Annotated in this window: 11 protein-coding genes; 7 read left to right on the forward strand and 4 right to left on the reverse strand. The window is 65.6% G+C overall.

Annotated elements, in window-relative coordinates; all coding sequences use genetic code 11:
- Positions 1-9: 9 nt before the first annotated feature.
- Complete coding sequence (locus ACNJX8_RS07060; protein ID WP_439360037.1) at positions 10-663, reverse strand: outer membrane protein; 654 nt, start codon at positions 661-663, stop codon at positions 10-12.
- A gap of 322 nt (positions 664-985) precedes the next feature.
- Between ACNJX8_RS07060 and ACNJX8_RS07065 the strand changes: the two genes are divergently transcribed.
- From ACNJX8_RS07065 to ACNJX8_RS07075, 3 genes are all read left to right on the forward strand, one after another.
- A complete protein-coding gene (locus ACNJX8_RS07065; RefSeq protein WP_164939691.1) occupies positions 986-1,294 on the forward strand; it encodes a hypothetical protein in 309 nt (102 codons plus the stop codon).
- 511 nt (positions 1,295-1,805) lie between these two features.
- Positions 1,806-3,296, forward strand: coding sequence for an amidohydrolase family protein (locus tag ACNJX8_RS07070; protein ID WP_439360038.1), 1,491 nt, complete (start codon positions 1,806-1,808; stop codon positions 3,294-3,296).
- Positions 3,297-3,298: 2 nt separating this feature from the next.
- The gene (locus tag ACNJX8_RS07075; RefSeq protein ID WP_439360039.1) at positions 3,299-4,225 is read left to right on the forward strand and encodes a CobW family GTP-binding protein; all 927 of its coding nucleotides are present in this window, start codon (positions 3,299-3,301) and stop codon (positions 4,223-4,225) included.
- 13 nt (positions 4,226-4,238) lie between these two features.
- Here ACNJX8_RS07075 and ACNJX8_RS07080 read toward each other — a convergent pair whose 3' ends face one another.
- Positions 4,239-4,616, reverse strand: coding sequence for a tautomerase family protein (locus ACNJX8_RS07080; protein ID WP_128931599.1), 378 nt, complete (start codon positions 4,614-4,616; stop codon positions 4,239-4,241).
- Between the two features lie 172 nt (positions 4,617-4,788).
- Here ACNJX8_RS07080 and ACNJX8_RS07085 point away from each other — a divergent pair, with 172 nt between their 5' ends.
- Positions 4,789-5,388 carry a TetR/AcrR family transcriptional regulator gene (locus ACNJX8_RS07085; protein ID WP_128946808.1) on the forward strand — a complete coding sequence of 200 codons (600 nt, stop codon included), beginning with the start codon at positions 4,789-4,791 and terminating at the stop codon, positions 5,386-5,388.
- Between the two features lie 243 nt (positions 5,389-5,631).
- Here the strand turns inward: ACNJX8_RS07085 and ACNJX8_RS07090 are convergent, their stop codons facing one another.
- Entirely contained in the window at positions 5,632-6,105 is a 474-nt protein-coding gene (locus ACNJX8_RS07090; RefSeq protein ID WP_439360040.1) for a hypothetical protein, read from the reverse strand.
- An 11-nt stretch (positions 6,106-6,116) separates the two neighbouring features.
- Positions 6,117-6,617: a hypothetical protein gene (locus tag ACNJX8_RS07095; RefSeq protein WP_439360041.1), complete on the reverse strand. Its 501-nt coding sequence runs from the start codon at positions 6,615-6,617 to the stop codon at positions 6,117-6,119.
- 361 nt (positions 6,618-6,978) lie between these two features.
- On the opposite strand from ACNJX8_RS07095, the gene ACNJX8_RS07100 reads away from it, so the two are divergent.
- From ACNJX8_RS07100 to ACNJX8_RS07110, 3 genes are all read left to right on the forward strand, one after another.
- Positions 6,979-8,661, forward strand: coding sequence for a methyl-accepting chemotaxis protein (locus ACNJX8_RS07100; protein ID WP_439360042.1), 1,683 nt, complete (start codon positions 6,979-6,981; stop codon positions 8,659-8,661).
- Positions 8,662-8,854: 193 nt separating this feature from the next.
- Positions 8,855-12,160 carry a carboxyl transferase domain-containing protein gene (locus ACNJX8_RS07105; RefSeq protein ID WP_439360043.1) on the forward strand — a complete coding sequence of 1,102 codons (3,306 nt, stop codon included), beginning with the start codon at positions 8,855-8,857 and terminating at the stop codon, positions 12,158-12,160.
- Between the two features lie 108 nt (positions 12,161-12,268).
- The gene (locus ACNJX8_RS07110; RefSeq protein WP_439360044.1) at positions 12,269-14,131 is read left to right on the forward strand and encodes a sigma-54-dependent Fis family transcriptional regulator; all 1,863 of its coding nucleotides are present in this window, start codon (positions 12,269-12,271) and stop codon (positions 14,129-14,131) included.
- Positions 14,132-14,221: the final 90 nt, after the last annotated feature.

Below are 14,221 nucleotides of genomic sequence, written 5' to 3' on the forward strand. Positions count from 1 at the left end.
TAACGCAAGTCAGTATTTCGCGACGACCGGGCCGCCCCAGCGGTAGTTCACACGGACCAAACCGATGTCGACGTCCTGACCAATACGGGCGGTTGCAGCAACAGCGCCCGCAGCGTCCACGAAGTTCACGTCTCTATCGCCCATAAACAGGTGGTCGTATTCAACGCCGACGGACCAGTTCGGGGCGAAGCTAAATTCGAGGCCGGCCCCCACCGCACCACCCCAGCGGGTTTCGCTTCCGCTGACGATAGTCAGCCCGGTCGGAATATCGAAAGCTCTGTATTTGTCGCTGACGACCGCTGCACCGCCTTTCACATAGAGCAGCACGTTATTCCAGGCATAGCCAACTTGACCTGTGAACAGGCCGAACGCATCGATCTTGGTTTCATTCTGGATGTCCGGGGCGGCGAGGTTGGCGTTGGACCCCTTGAAATCAGCCCAGTTGCCCTGCGCCTCCACCCCGAACACCCAGCCCGCCGTCTGCCAGCGGTAGCCGATCTGACCGCCGACCGTGCCACCGGTTGCATCGTGGCACCCCAAGGAAACGGGCGGAGCAATGGGCACGCCACCGACATTGATCAGATCCCAGCACTTATGGGCGGAGCCGCCACCACCATTGATGCCGATGTAGAAGCCACTCCAGTCGTAGATCGGTGCTACCACCGGCTGCGGCGCTTTGGTGTATGGGCGAGCCGCCAAATCAGCGGATGCAACCTATCATTGTTCGCCGAAGTGTCTGTCACCCGAGCGCCACATCGCCCGAGAAAATAGAAAGTTCCTCAACCGGACGTTGGCCGCCGCCGTCGCGGATAGTCATCAAGGATTGCCACGGGCCACGAGGAAATCTTCCGGTCGCCGAAGAGCGGCGACTTAATGACGGCGACCGGGCGGTTCTCACGTCCATGCGAGCCGCCAACCCTTACGGCGTGGAACGGTCAGTGTTGGCTCCCGTTACACCGGTCCAACCACAATGAGGGACTTCCACATGTTGAAGATCGCTCTTGCCTTGGCGGCATCCGCAGCCGCGCTGACAACTACTCCGCTTGCCGTTCCGGCCAACGCCCAAGGCTTCAAGATGGCCCAAGGCGTTGATGTTCAGATCGGACGGGACCGCGAGGACCGCTACTACAGGGACCGTGATTACAGGGACCGTGACCGGTACGACCGCGACACCACAGTTGGCGTCGGTCCAGGAGGCGTTACCGTCGGCCCAAGACAGCGCTGCCGCACAGAGACTGTCACGGTCGAACGTGATGGCCGCATGGTTACGCGCAGGGAGCGCCGCTGCGACTAATTCCGTCGTCCGAGTGAAAAAGGGTTTTTGTAGTTTCGGCGTGTTTCACCGAATGCCAAAATATAGACGTGTGGTCCTGGCCGTCGTTGCTACGGTCAAGCCTTTGCGAAGGCGTCATCGCGCCAACCGGCGCGCTGCCGTGCATTTCGCGGAGGTGAGGGAGGCCAGAAGGAACTCGGCTCCCGGGAGAGCGCGGCATAGGCCGTCAAACCATCGCGCAGGGAAGGCCTGGTTTCGGCTGCCCTGTGTCTCCCCTGTGCATTGCGTGTGCATTCGTTCAGCGCAGGGGTCTTATGGGTGCCAGCCGGCGCCCGGCCTTCCCTGCGCCCTTTCTTAGGGTGCGAAGAGAAGAGCACAGCTCGGGCAAAACATGCCGCGAGGCTGCGAACGCGCGTCTGCGGTCTGCCTGCCAAATGATCTTCCGTGTGAGCATGATGCATCGGCCGCAGTGGAGGTGGTCGTTGCCCCCGGAATCTGCCTTGATGCGATATCAGCGCGGAGGAGTTTTGATATGAGCGGCTTGGTGATCTCTGGCGGCCGGGTGGTGGATCCCGCCAGCGGAATGGACGCCATCGGCGATGTGGCGGTGGTGGACGGCAAGATCGCCGCAGTCGGCTCCTCGCTCGGCGGCGCCGAGCGGGCGATCGACGCCACCGGCCTTGTGGTCGCGCCCGGCTTTATCGATCTGCACGCGCATGGCCAGTCGCTCCCGGCCGACCGCATGCAGGCGTTCGACGGCGTGACGACGACGCTCGATCTCGAGGCCGGGGTGCTGCCGGTCGCATCCTGGTATGAGCGCCAGGCCAGGAAGGGACGGGTGCTGAACTACGGCGCCGCCGCCAACTGGGCGTTTGCGCGCATCGGCGCGATGACGGGCTCCAATGCGGAGAGTTCGCTGGAAGCGTTCGGCAATGCCATGCGCGACCGCCGCTGGATCGAGAACGTCGCGACCGATGCGGAGGTCGCCGGCATCCTCGAGCGCCTTTCGCGTGGCCTCAATGAAGGCGGCATCGGCATCGGCATTTTGAACGCCTACGCTCCGGGCGCCGGCGTGCAGGAGCTCACCGCGGTCTGCCAGCTCGCCGCCGCAAAGGACGTGCCGACCTTCACCCACGTCGCCTTCATGTCGCGCATCGACCCTGAGAGCGCGGCGGAAGCCTATATCCGCCTGATCGGCTATGCCGGCGCCACCGGCGCGCATATGCACATCTGCCATTTCAATTCGTCGAGCAAGACCGACATCGAGCGCTGCCGCGTGCTGGTCGAGAAGGCGCAGGCGCAGGGCCTGCCGATCACGGTCGAGGCTTATCCTTACGGCACGGGCTCGACCGTGCTGGCCGCCGCCTTCTTCAGCGATCCCGAATTCATCGAGCGCAACGGCACCGGCTACGATTCGGTGCAGCGGGTGACCGACGGCCATCGCTTCCGCGACCGCGAGGAGCTGCTCAAGGCGCAGGCCGAAGAGCCGTCCTCGCTGGTGCTCTGGCACATCCTTGACACCGAGAACAACGCGCATCACCGCGACCTACTCGACATGTCGGTGCTCTATCCCGGCGGTGCGATCGCGTCCGACGCGATGCCGTGGACGCTGCCCGACGGCTCGACCTACACCGGCGATGCCTGGCCGCTGCCGAATGATGCCACCTCGCATCCGCGCTCGGCGGGCTGCTTCACAAAGTTCATCCGCGAATGGGTGCGCGAGCGCAAGACCGTGTCGCTGCTCGAAGGCGTGCGCAAATGCGCGCTGATTCCCGCAGAGATTTTGTCGCAGAGCACGCCCGCGATGCGCGCCAAGGGCCGGCTCGATAGGGGCGCCGATGCCGACATCGTCGTGTTCGATTACGAGAAACTCTCGGACCGCGCGACCTTCACGGCGATGAACCGTCCCTCCGAGGGCGTGCGGCATCTGATCGTCAGCGGCCAGGTGCTGATCAGTGACGGCGTGCTTGACGTGGCGGCGCGGCCCGGCCGCCCCGTGCGCCGACCCGTCGTCGGGAGCTGATCATGCCGGTCCCCATCCTCCTGGTGACGGGCTTTCTGGGGGCCGGCAAGACCACGGTCGTGAACCATCTGCTGGCGCATGCGGAGGGGCGACGCATCGCCGCCGTGGTCAACGATTTCGGCGCGATCAATATTGATGCGGAGCTGATCGCGGGCGCCAGCGACGGCGTGGTCAGCCTCGCCAATGGCTGCATCTGCTGCTCGCTCGAAGGCGATCTCTTGCGCACGCTCTCGACGCTGCTGCGGCGTGATCCCAAGCCCGACTACATCGTCATCGAAACCAGCGGCGTCGCCGATCCCGCCGACATCGTGCGCAATCTCATGGACCCGGTGATCCTGCGCGAAGCGCCGCTCGAAACCGTGCTCTGCGTGCTGGATGCGACGGCGCCGCCGGCGGCCCTGGAGGATGCGCTCCAGCGGTCGCAGCTGCGGGTCGCCGATATCGTGGCGCTGAGCAAGCTGGATCTGGCGAACGAGGGCGCGGGGCTACGGATGCGCGAGGCGATCCGCGCCCAGCGCGTCCCTGCCGTGGTGGTCGATGCGACCCACGGCGAGCTTCCGTCCGCGTTGCTGTTTCCCGCGAATGTCGATCGCGCGCCCGCCCCGCGCGAGGTGGCGCCGCGACGGCCGGCGGAAGAGCGCTTCGAGACGCTGAGCTGGACATCGGACCAGCCCATCTCGTTGCCCCGCTTGCAGCAGGCCATCAGCCGCCTTGCGCCAAAGCTCGCGCGCGCAAAGGGCCTGTTCGAGAGCGTCGAGCAGCCCGGCCGCCACGTGGTGTTTCAGTTTGCCGCCGGCCGCGCCACGCTGGCGTCGGCCGATGCGCCGGCGCCGGGCGTGCCGCGGACGCGGATCGTCTTCATCGCCGAGCTCGGGGTGCTCTCGCGCGCTGAACTTGATGGGATCATGGAGGCGTGCGTTGGGAGCTGAAGCTGTAGCCGCCTCACGCAAACTGCGCGATTCCGTTTCCGACGGACCAGTTCTCTTTGGGCGCATCGAGCACGTTCACGAAAACGTCCTCGGGGCGGATGCCGGGATTTTCGCCGAGCACATCCGCGATCCGGCGATACAGTGCCGCCTTCTGCTCGGCGGTGCGCGAGGCGAACACCGTGATCTGGATCAGCACGGCATCGTCGCTGCGCTCGACGCCGTAGGCGTTGCCGCAGCGGAAGTTCGCGGGCTCGAGCTCACTGATGGTCATGAATTGGTCGCCCTCGGGCACGTTCAGCGCCTCGCGCATGGCGCGGTAGAGGCCGTCGAGGATCGCCTGCCGGTAGGCTTCCGGCTTGCCGGCGCGCATCGAGATGTGGAGCAGAGGCATCGGGATTCCCTTTTTGCTTTCCGGCGCGACCACCTGCTTGCGGGCCGGTCCAGGGACGAAGCTGGCAATCGACCTCGATCTGTTTTTGACATAGTGTCAAAAAACACATTGTTGACGACGTGTCAAATATTGCCGGTTCATTCAGGACCGGGCAGTCCAGGAGGATCGCCATTTGAGACCGCGCGAGTTCAACCACGACGACGTCCTGCGCATCGCGTTCGACCAGTTCTGGCGCAAGGGTGTGCGCGGCACGTCGCTGTCGGACATCGCGCGTGACGCCGGCGTCCAGCGCGGCAGCCTCTACAATGCGTTCGGCAGCAAGGAGGCGCTGTTCCTCCAGGCCTATGAGCGCTATTCGGGCGATTATCTCGTCGCCCTGCAAAAGGCGCTCGGCGCGGGCTCATTGCGCAAAAGCCTCACCGCGTTCTTCGACCTGACCATCAGCAATTTCCGCTCGGGCTCTCCGCCGCGGGGATGTCCGACCACGCGTGGCTTGATGGAGCTCGGCGCGGCCGAAGGCGAAGGGCTGGATGAAGAGGCGCGTCAGGCTTTTGCAAGCCTTGTCTCGCGCATCACTGCTCTGGTCCAGGACACGTTGTTGGCCGGCGCCGAACGTGGCGAGTTCAGTGGCAACCCCGCCACCGCAGCCCTACACATCGTCACGATGACGCGTGGACTCGCCGTGCTCGAACGCGCGTTCGGCGACGAGCCGCAATTGCGCAAGATCGCCGCCCACACGATCGACCTCGTGCTGGGCAAGAAGGGCGGCTAAAGCATGACCCGGAAAAGTGCGCAGCGGTTTTCCGAAAGATCATGCTCAAACAACAACCTAAAGCGCGATGACGATTCATCCTAATCTCATCGCGCTTTGGGTGGACATGCGAGAAACGACGATCCCAGCGGTGATGGTGCTGGGATCGTCTGGAGGTTTCATGGAAGGCGTCGAGCTCCGCCCCTCCACGGCGATGTTGATACCGCAAGGCTGCTGCGGATGCGACTAGAACCCGTCAAAGTGTCAGCACAGCGCAAGCGCGTTGACCGCGCGTGTTGCGGCATCCTCCTTGCCGGAGCCGACGAACTGGCAAACGATGGACTCGAGCTCGCCCGGTTGCTTGCGGCGGGCGACGGCGAGCAACCGCATCAGCTCCGTCTCGTCCTTCGACAGCCGCCGGCAGGACGGCGGCATGAAGCACAGCTCGCATGGCCGGTCGCTGCGCAGGATCCTGACGAGCGCGGCAGCCCGCGCCACCAGCAATGCGCTGTCGGCAATATCAGGAGTCTCGTCGGCGAAGCGATAGGCTGCTTCCCAGCAATCGGATGCGCCGGTCGCATAGGCTGCCCCGATGAAGCGGAACAACGACAGCGCGACGCGCGAAAACTGATCGTAGCTCTCGAGGTTTCGTGGCGTCGAAAGTACGGCCTGGAGCGGACAGAGCCGCGATTGGCCCGCCTCCGGGACTGGCACGGAGCCGCTCGCGTCCTGCATCATCGACGATCCCATCAGTGCAGCGTGGGACTGCCCACAAACCAGCTTTTCATGGCCATCGTCCGATCATGCTCGAATGAGCGGACGTGCCGGTCGGGCAGAATGAGACCCGCCATGCGGAAGATCGTTGCAAGCCCGCACACCGGCGCCAGCGCCCAATCGGCCCCGACCGGCGGCAGCCAGCATTCGAACTGTTCGCGTGCGACGTCGATGCGTTCCTGCTGGGCCGCGGCAATCGCCCGCAGGATTCCGTGCTCGCTGTCGGACATGCGCGGACAGGTGGGGCAGTGCACTTCGATCGCCGTATGCGCCGTGCACGCGAAGATCTCGATGATGGATTCCAGCGAGGGTACGGCATCGCCCACGCGAAAATGGTCGTACACCTGCTTGATATCGGCTGCGGTCGGGACCGCGCCTCCGCTGCGTGCCTTGGCCCGAAATCCCCAGATGAAGAGCCGCTCCGCCGCGCCCAGCGAGGGAAGGTCGAGGGACCCGGTGTATGTCGATTGATGCATTGAGGCTCCGGCTTTCGGCTGCGCTCACGCCACGGTGGGCGTTGATGATCTGCGCCGATCGTTCTGCCAGAGCCCTCTGCAAGTCAACGCTCGGAGGGGCGATATCGAGGTCTTCTAGATCTAAAGAGCCTGTCTCCGGCCTTGTCTCGAACTATTCCAATGCAGGGAAGCGTCGACGCATTCCAACCCTCTCCAGCGACGTCCACGACGGCGGGGGATCGAGGCCGCAGGTGGCCGCCGGATGAATGGCGCCCCATCCTCACGCAGTTCTAGGGGGCTCTGGGGAATCCAATGCTTAAAGCTTTGCTAAGGGGAACGGGATAAACAGACATATCAGCCCTTCCAATTCTTGCGAGCACCGATGATTTTCTCCCGCATCAGTTTCAAGGTGGTCCTGATTGTCGGCATCAGCCTCCTCGGCATGGTCGTGCTGGCGCCGATCGCGCTGTCGACCCTGCGCGCGCAGATGATCGCCGACCGCCAGGCCAAGACGCAGCACATGGTCGACGTCGGCTACGGCATCCTGGCGCACTACCAGAAGCTCGAGAGCGAAGGAAAACTCTCGCGCGCGCAGGCTCAGGCCGGTGCAATGGCTGAAATCAAGAGCCTGCGCTACGACAAGGTCGAGTATTTCTGGATCAACGACATGGCCCCCAAAATGGTCATGCACCCGATCAAGCCCGAACTCGACGGCAAGGACCTCTCCGGGATGAAGGACCCCGCCGGCAACGCGCTGTTCATGGGCTTCGTTGACGTCGTCAACAAGCAGGGCGCGGGCTTCTACGGCTACCTCTGGCCGAAGCCCGGTTTCGACCAGCCGGTCGGGAAAATCTCCTATGTGAAGGGCTTTGCGCCCTGGGGCTGGATCATCGGCACAGGCATCTATCTCGACGACGTCGACGCTGTCTTCCGCCAGAATGCGATGACGTTCGGCTATATATGCCTCGCTGTGCTGGTCCTGGTTCTCGGCGCCTCCTTCCTGATCGGGCGAAGCGTCACCCGGCCGCTGGCCAGGATCACCGCGCTGACCGAGCGGCTCGCCGCCGGCGATAGCGCGTTCGACGTGCCCTACACCGATCGCCGCGACGAGGTTGGCGGGCTCGCCAAGGCGCTCGCCGTATTCAAGGACAATGCGTCGGCGGTCAGCCGGATGCATGCCGAGCAGCAGGAGCTGAAGCAGAAGGCCGACGACGAGAAGCGCAGGGCGATGGCCGATCTTGCCGGCAAGTTCGAGGCAAGCGTTCAGGCCGTCGTCCGCGACGTCTTCAACGAGGCGCGCGCGATGCAGCAGGCCGCGCAGGGCATGTCGGAGACCGCGAACAAGGCGACCGACCGCGCAAGCTTCGTCGCCACCGCCTGCCAGCAGGCCTCGAGCAACGTGCAGACGGTCGCCTCCGCCGCCGGCGAGCTGTCGTCCTCGATCACCGAAATCAGCCAGCGCGTGGCGCAGGCGGCCAGCGTGGCGGACAAGGCCGCCGCCGACGGTCAGCGCACCAACGACACCGTGCAGGGGCTGGCCGCGGCAGCGCACAAGATCGGCGAGGTCATCGATCTCATCAACCAGATCGCCTCGCAGACCAATTTGCTCGCGCTCAACGCCACCATCGAGGCGGCGCGGGCCGGCGAAGCCGGCAAGGGCTTTGCGGTGGTCGCGAGCGAAGTGAAATCGCTGGCGAGCCAGACCGCGAAGGCGACCGACGAGATCGGTGCGCAGATCACCGCGATCCAGGCCGAGACCAACGAGGTCGTCGGCAACATCGAGAGCATCCGTGCCACCATCATGGAGGTCAACGAGATCTCCTCGTCGATCGCCGCCGCGGTCGAGGAGCAGGGCGCCGCGACCCAGGCGATCGCGCGCAACGTGCAGGAGGCGGCCTCCGGCACGGATCAGGTCTCGCAGAACATCTCCGGCGTCACCGATGCCACGGCCGAAACCGGCCAGGCTGCCGGCCTCGTGCTGCAATCGAGCGGCCGGCTGACGCAGAAGCTGCAATCGCTCGAAGACGAGGTCGGCGCCTTCGTTGCGGGCGTGCGGGCGGCCTGATCGTCGCCGATCTGTCTGCCGTGACGTGGATTATTCGCCTCGTCACGGCGCGCGTTGCGGATCGAAATTCCGGCCTGCGGGAGCGGTCATCGCGACCGGTCTTCTCGCTCTTGACGGCTGCGGTTAAAGTGAAGAAGCAGGATCATCGAACCTGCCGACCCGCGCCTGGCCTCGCGGGCATGGAGAGCGTTGCATGTCGTTCAAGAAGCTCCTGATCGCCAACCGCGGCGAGATCGCCATCCGCATCGCGCGCGCGGCGGCCGACGCCGGCATCGCGACGGTTGCGATCCATCCCGCCGACGATGCGCTGGCGCTGCATGTGCGTGTTGCCGACGAGGCGGTCGAAATTCCCGGCCGCGGTGCGCGGGCCTATCTCGACATCGACGCCGTGGTGAAGGCGGCCAAAGCCGCCGGCTGCGATGCCGTGCATCCCGGCTACGGCTTCCTCAGCGAGAACGCCGCGTTCGCCAAGGCTTGCAGCGATGCCGGTATCGTTTTCGTCGGGCCGAAACCTGCGGCGCTGGAATTGTTCGGCGACAAGGTCGCCGCGCGGCAACTGGCAAAGCGCTGCGGCGTCCCCATCATCGCCGGCACCAGCGGGCCGTCCTCGCTGGAGGAGATCGCCGCGTTCTTCACCTCGCTCGGCGCCAAGGCGGCGGTCGTGATCAAGGCGATGGCTGGCGGTGGCGGCCGCGGCATGCGCGTGGTGGAGAACGCGTCCGATCTCGCGGAAGCCTATGCGCGCTGCCAGTCCGAGGCCAAGGCGGCGTTCGGCTTCGACGGCGTCTATGCCGAGCGGCTGATCCGGCAGGCGCGCCACGTCGAGGTGCAGATCATCGGCGACCGCCATGGCGCGATCTCCCATCTTTGGGAGCGCGAATGCACCATCCAGCGGCGGCACCAGAAGCTGGTCGAGGTGGCGCCGAGCCCGTCGCTGAGCGATGGCTTGCGCGGCCGCATCATCGAGGCGGCGAAGCAGCTCGCTGCGGCCGCCTCTTACGACAATCTCGGCACGTTTGAGTTCCTGGTCGATGGCAGCGCCGACGACAGTTTTGCCTTCATCGAGGCCAATCCGCGGCTTCAGGTCGAGCACACCGTCACGGAAGCGGTGCTCGGCCTCGACCTTGTTCGCGCCCAGCTCGCGGTCGCCGCGGGTGCGACACTCGCCTTGATCGGCTTTGCGCAGGGGGATATTCCGAAGCCGCGCGGCCATGCCATGCAGCTTCGTGTCAACATGGAGACGCTGGACGAAACCGGGGCGACGCATCCGACCGGTGGTGTGCTCGCCGTGTTCGAGCCGCCGTCAGGACCCGGCGTCCGCGTCGATAGCTTTGGCTATGCCGGCTATAAGACCAGCGCGGCGTTCGACTCGCTGCTGGCCAAGGTCATTGTGCACACGCCGAGCGCGGCCTGGCACGACGTGGTCGCAAAAGCTTCGCGCGTCCTGCGCGAGTTCCGGATCGACGGCGTCGTCACCAACATCGCCTTCCTCCAGGCCGTGCTGGCGCATCCCGATTTCAGGACCAACCGCATCGCGACCGATTTCATCGATCGCAACATCGAAAAGCTCGTCGAAGCCGCCGATGGCGCCGCCAAGCCGCTCTATTTTGCTGCAACCGAGCGAAGCAGCGCTCACGGCACCGAGGCGCATGTCGCGCAAGTCGTGCCTGAAGGTGCGGTGATGATCGCGGCGCCCTTGCAGGGAACCATCGTCACAATCCAGGTGGAGGAGGGCGAGATCGTCCGCCCCGGCCAGCAGCTTGCCGTGATCGAGTCCATGAAGATGGAGCATCTGGTCATGGCCGAACAGGGCGGCCGCGTCATGAAGCTCGTTGCCGGCGACGGCGTCACGCTGCTGCATGGCGAGCCGATCCTATATCTCGAGCCGCTCGACGTCGCAGCTGACAGCGCGGCGGCGGAAGCCGATATCGATCTCGATCACATTCGCCCTGATCTCGCCGAGCTGATCGCGCGCCAGGCCAATACGCTCGACGAGAACCGCCCGGCCTCGGTCGAGCGCCGCCGCAACACCAACCAGCGCACCGCGCGAGAGAACGTCGCGCAGCTCGTCGACGAAGGCTCGTTCATGGAGTACGGCAGTCTTGCGATCGCGGCGCAGCGCCGCCGGCGCAAGCTGGACGACCTCATCAAGAACACGCCGGCCGACGGCCTCGTCATGGGCGTTGCGACAGTCAACGCCGAAAAGTTCGGCGCCGAAGGCGGGCGCTGCATCGTCGTGGCCTACGACTACACCGTGCTCGCGGGCACGCAAGGCCACATGAACCACAAGAAGATCGACCGAATGCTGACGCTGGCGGAAGACTGGCGTGTGCCCTTGGTGTTTTACGCCGAGGGCGGCGGGGGCCGGCCCGGCGATACGGACCGGCTCGGCATGACCGGCCTCGACGGCCCGTCCTTCGTGCAGTTCGCAAGGCTGTCCGGCCTCGTGCCTGTCGTCGGCGTCGTTTCCGGCTATTGCTTCGCCGGCAATGCCGCGATGCTCGGCTGCTGCGACGTCATCATCGCCACCAAGAACGCCTCGATCGGCATGGGCGGCCCCGCCATGATCGAGGGCGGCGGGCTCGGCGTCTATCATCCGGCCGAGGTCGGTCCGGTCTCGTTCCAGTCGCCGAACGGCGTCATCGACATCCTGGTCGAGGACGAGGAAGAGGCGACGCGCGTCGCGCAAAAATATCTGTCTTATTTCCAGGGCGCGGTGTCGGAGTGGCAGGCTGCCGACCAGCGCCTGCTCCGCCGCGCGATCCCTGAGAACCGTCTTCGCGTCTACGACATCCGCAGCGTGATCGATCTCGTCGCCGACAAGGACTCCGTGCTGGAGCTGCGCCGCGACTACGGCGTCGGCATGATCACCGCGCTGATCCGCATCGAAGGCAAGCCGTTCGGCCTGATCGCCAACAATCCGCGCCATCTCGGTGGCGCGATCGATGCCGACGCCGGCGACAAGGCCGCGCGCTTTCTCCAGCTCTGCGACGCCTTCGACTTACCCGTCGTCTCGCTCTGCGACACGCCTGGCTTCATGGTCGGGCCGGAAGCGGAGAAGACCGCGATCGTGCGTCACGTCTCACGCATGTTCGTGACGGGCGCGAGCCTCACCGTGCCGCTGTTCGGCATCGTGCTGCGCAAAGGCTACGGGCTCGGGGCGCAGTCGATGATCGGCGGCGGCTTCCACGCCTCGTTCTTCACCGCGGCCTGGCCGACCGGCGAGTTCGGTGGCATGGGGCTGGAGGGTTATGTCCGCCTCGGCTTCCGCAAGGAGATGGAGGCGATCGCCGATCCCGAGGAGCGTGAGACCTACTACCGCAACAAGGTCGCCGAACTCTACGCCAACGGCAAGGCGGTCTCGATCGCCTCGGCGTTCGAGATCGACAACGTCATCGACCCCGCCGAGACGCGGCGCTGGATCATGGCGGGTTTGCGCTCGGTGCCGCAGCCGCCGGCGCGAACGGGCAAGAAACGGCCGTGCATCGATACGTGGTGAGGGCGGTGCAGCAATTTTGACTGCGCCGCGTGCGTTCCCGGTTCCCGATTGACTTCCCCGCCTGCGGTGCCAGACTTTGCACAATAATACAGGGTGGAGACGTCCGCGATGGCCAGCCTTTCGGCCTCGAACCATGTCGCCCGTGTCTTGTCCGTCGCCAATCACGTGGCCGACGTCGATGCCTCTTCGCGGATTGCCAATTCCTGGCGGCGCTGCCTGGTCAATCACAAGCTCGATCCCGCCCGCCGCGGACCGCCCCAGACGCTGACCGAAGCCGAAATCCGGCATGCCGCCGAACCGATGGAGCAGCTGATCCGGCTCGCGACGCCGGAGCTCGAAGACCTCGCGCGGGTCCTGCGCGAGGCCGGCTATTGCGTCAATCTGGCGGACCCCAGCGCAACAGCCCTGCTCAGCTGGCTGCCCGGCGCCGCCGATGCCGACATCTTCCTGCACTGGGGGGTCTATACCGGCTCGAATTTCTCGGAAAGCTTCGAGGGTACCAACGGGCTCGGCACCGCGCTCGCGGAAGAGAAACCGATCCTGGTGCATCGCGACGAACATTTTCGCGAGCAATGGGGCATCTTCTCCTGTGCGGTGGCGCCGCTGTTCGATTCCACCGGCCGCATCGCGGGTGCAGTGAACATCACCTCGTGCCGCAGCGATCTCAGCCGCACCGCGCATCAGCTTGCACTCGCCGTCACGATGGAGGCGACGCGCCGCATCGAGGATGCGATCTTCCGCGATCATTTCCGCCAGGCCTGGGTCGCGCGCGTGCCGGGCGACGGCGGTCGCGGGCTGATCGCCTATGACGACGATCGGCGCATCGTCGGCGCCTGCCGTACGGCGCGCGCACTGCTCGGTCTGACCGACGGTCTGATCGCATCCGGCATCGATCTGTCGCGCTACATCGAGGTCGACCGTCAGGGCGCGCGTGGCGCGGATGATGTAGTCGAGCTGCGCCGTGCCGACGGCCGTGCCTTGGGCCGGGGCCGTGTCGCGCCGCCGCTGCGCGCAAGGTCTTCCACGCGCCCGCTTGCGCCGCCCCGCGATGGGCCCGTCGATCGCTTCGACGCGTTGCATCGGCTCGCCGGCCGCGATCCCGGCCTGATCAGAAGCGTGAAACGGCTGAGGCGCATCGGCGACCACAATCTGCCGGTGCTGCTGCATGGCGAGACCGGCGTCGGCAAGGACGTGTTCGCGCGCGCCATTCACGCCGCGAGCAACCGCGCGCGCAACAACTATGTCGCGCTGAACTGCGCGGCGATGCCGGAAAGCCTGATCGACGCCGAGCTGTTCGGCTACGAGGCCGGCGCCTTCACCGGCGCGCGGCGCGAGGGCTCGAAGGGCCTGATCGTGCAGGCCGATGGCGGCACGCTGTTCCTTGACGAGATCGGCGATATGCCGATTGCGCTCCAGACGCGGCTGTTGCGCGTTTTGGAAAACCACGAGGTCTGGCCGCTCGGCGCGCTCAAGCCTGTCGCCGTCGACATCCGCCTGATCAGCGCCACGCATCGCGATCTCGGCCGCATGGCCGAGGAGGGAGGCTTCCGCGCCGATCTCTATTTCCGCCTGCGCGGCATGGAGGTGCGATTGCCGGCCTTGCGCGAGCGCGCCGACCGCGACGACGTCATCCGCCAGATCGCGCGCGAGGAGGCGCCGAACTGCCGCCTCGCGGAGGAGGCCTGGTCACATCTCGTGGCCTATCCGTTCCCCGGCAACATGCGCCAGCTCCGCCACGTGCTGCGGCTCGCCGGCTGCACGGCGGAAGACGGTGTCATCACCGATGCCGATCTCGATTTGCCGCCGTTCGGAAGGACGGAGCCGAATCTCGAAGCGGCCGAGCGCGCCACGATCGTCGAGGCGTTACGCAAGCACGGCGGCCGCGTGACCGAGACAGCACGCGCGCTGAAGCTCAGCCGCGCCACGCTGTATCGCAAGATCAAGCAGCTGAAGATCGAGACTGCGCAGTAGGCAGCTAACAGTTTGCGATGCGGCGCTCTTTCTTCCCCTCTCCCCTTGTGGGAGAGGGTGGCTCGCCGCGCAGCGGCGAGATGTGTGAGG

The organism is Bradyrhizobium sp. SPXBL-04 (assembly GCF_051853035.1).
Classification (GTDB): domain Bacteria; phylum Pseudomonadota; class Alphaproteobacteria; order Rhizobiales; family Xanthobacteraceae; genus Bradyrhizobium; species Bradyrhizobium zhanjiangense.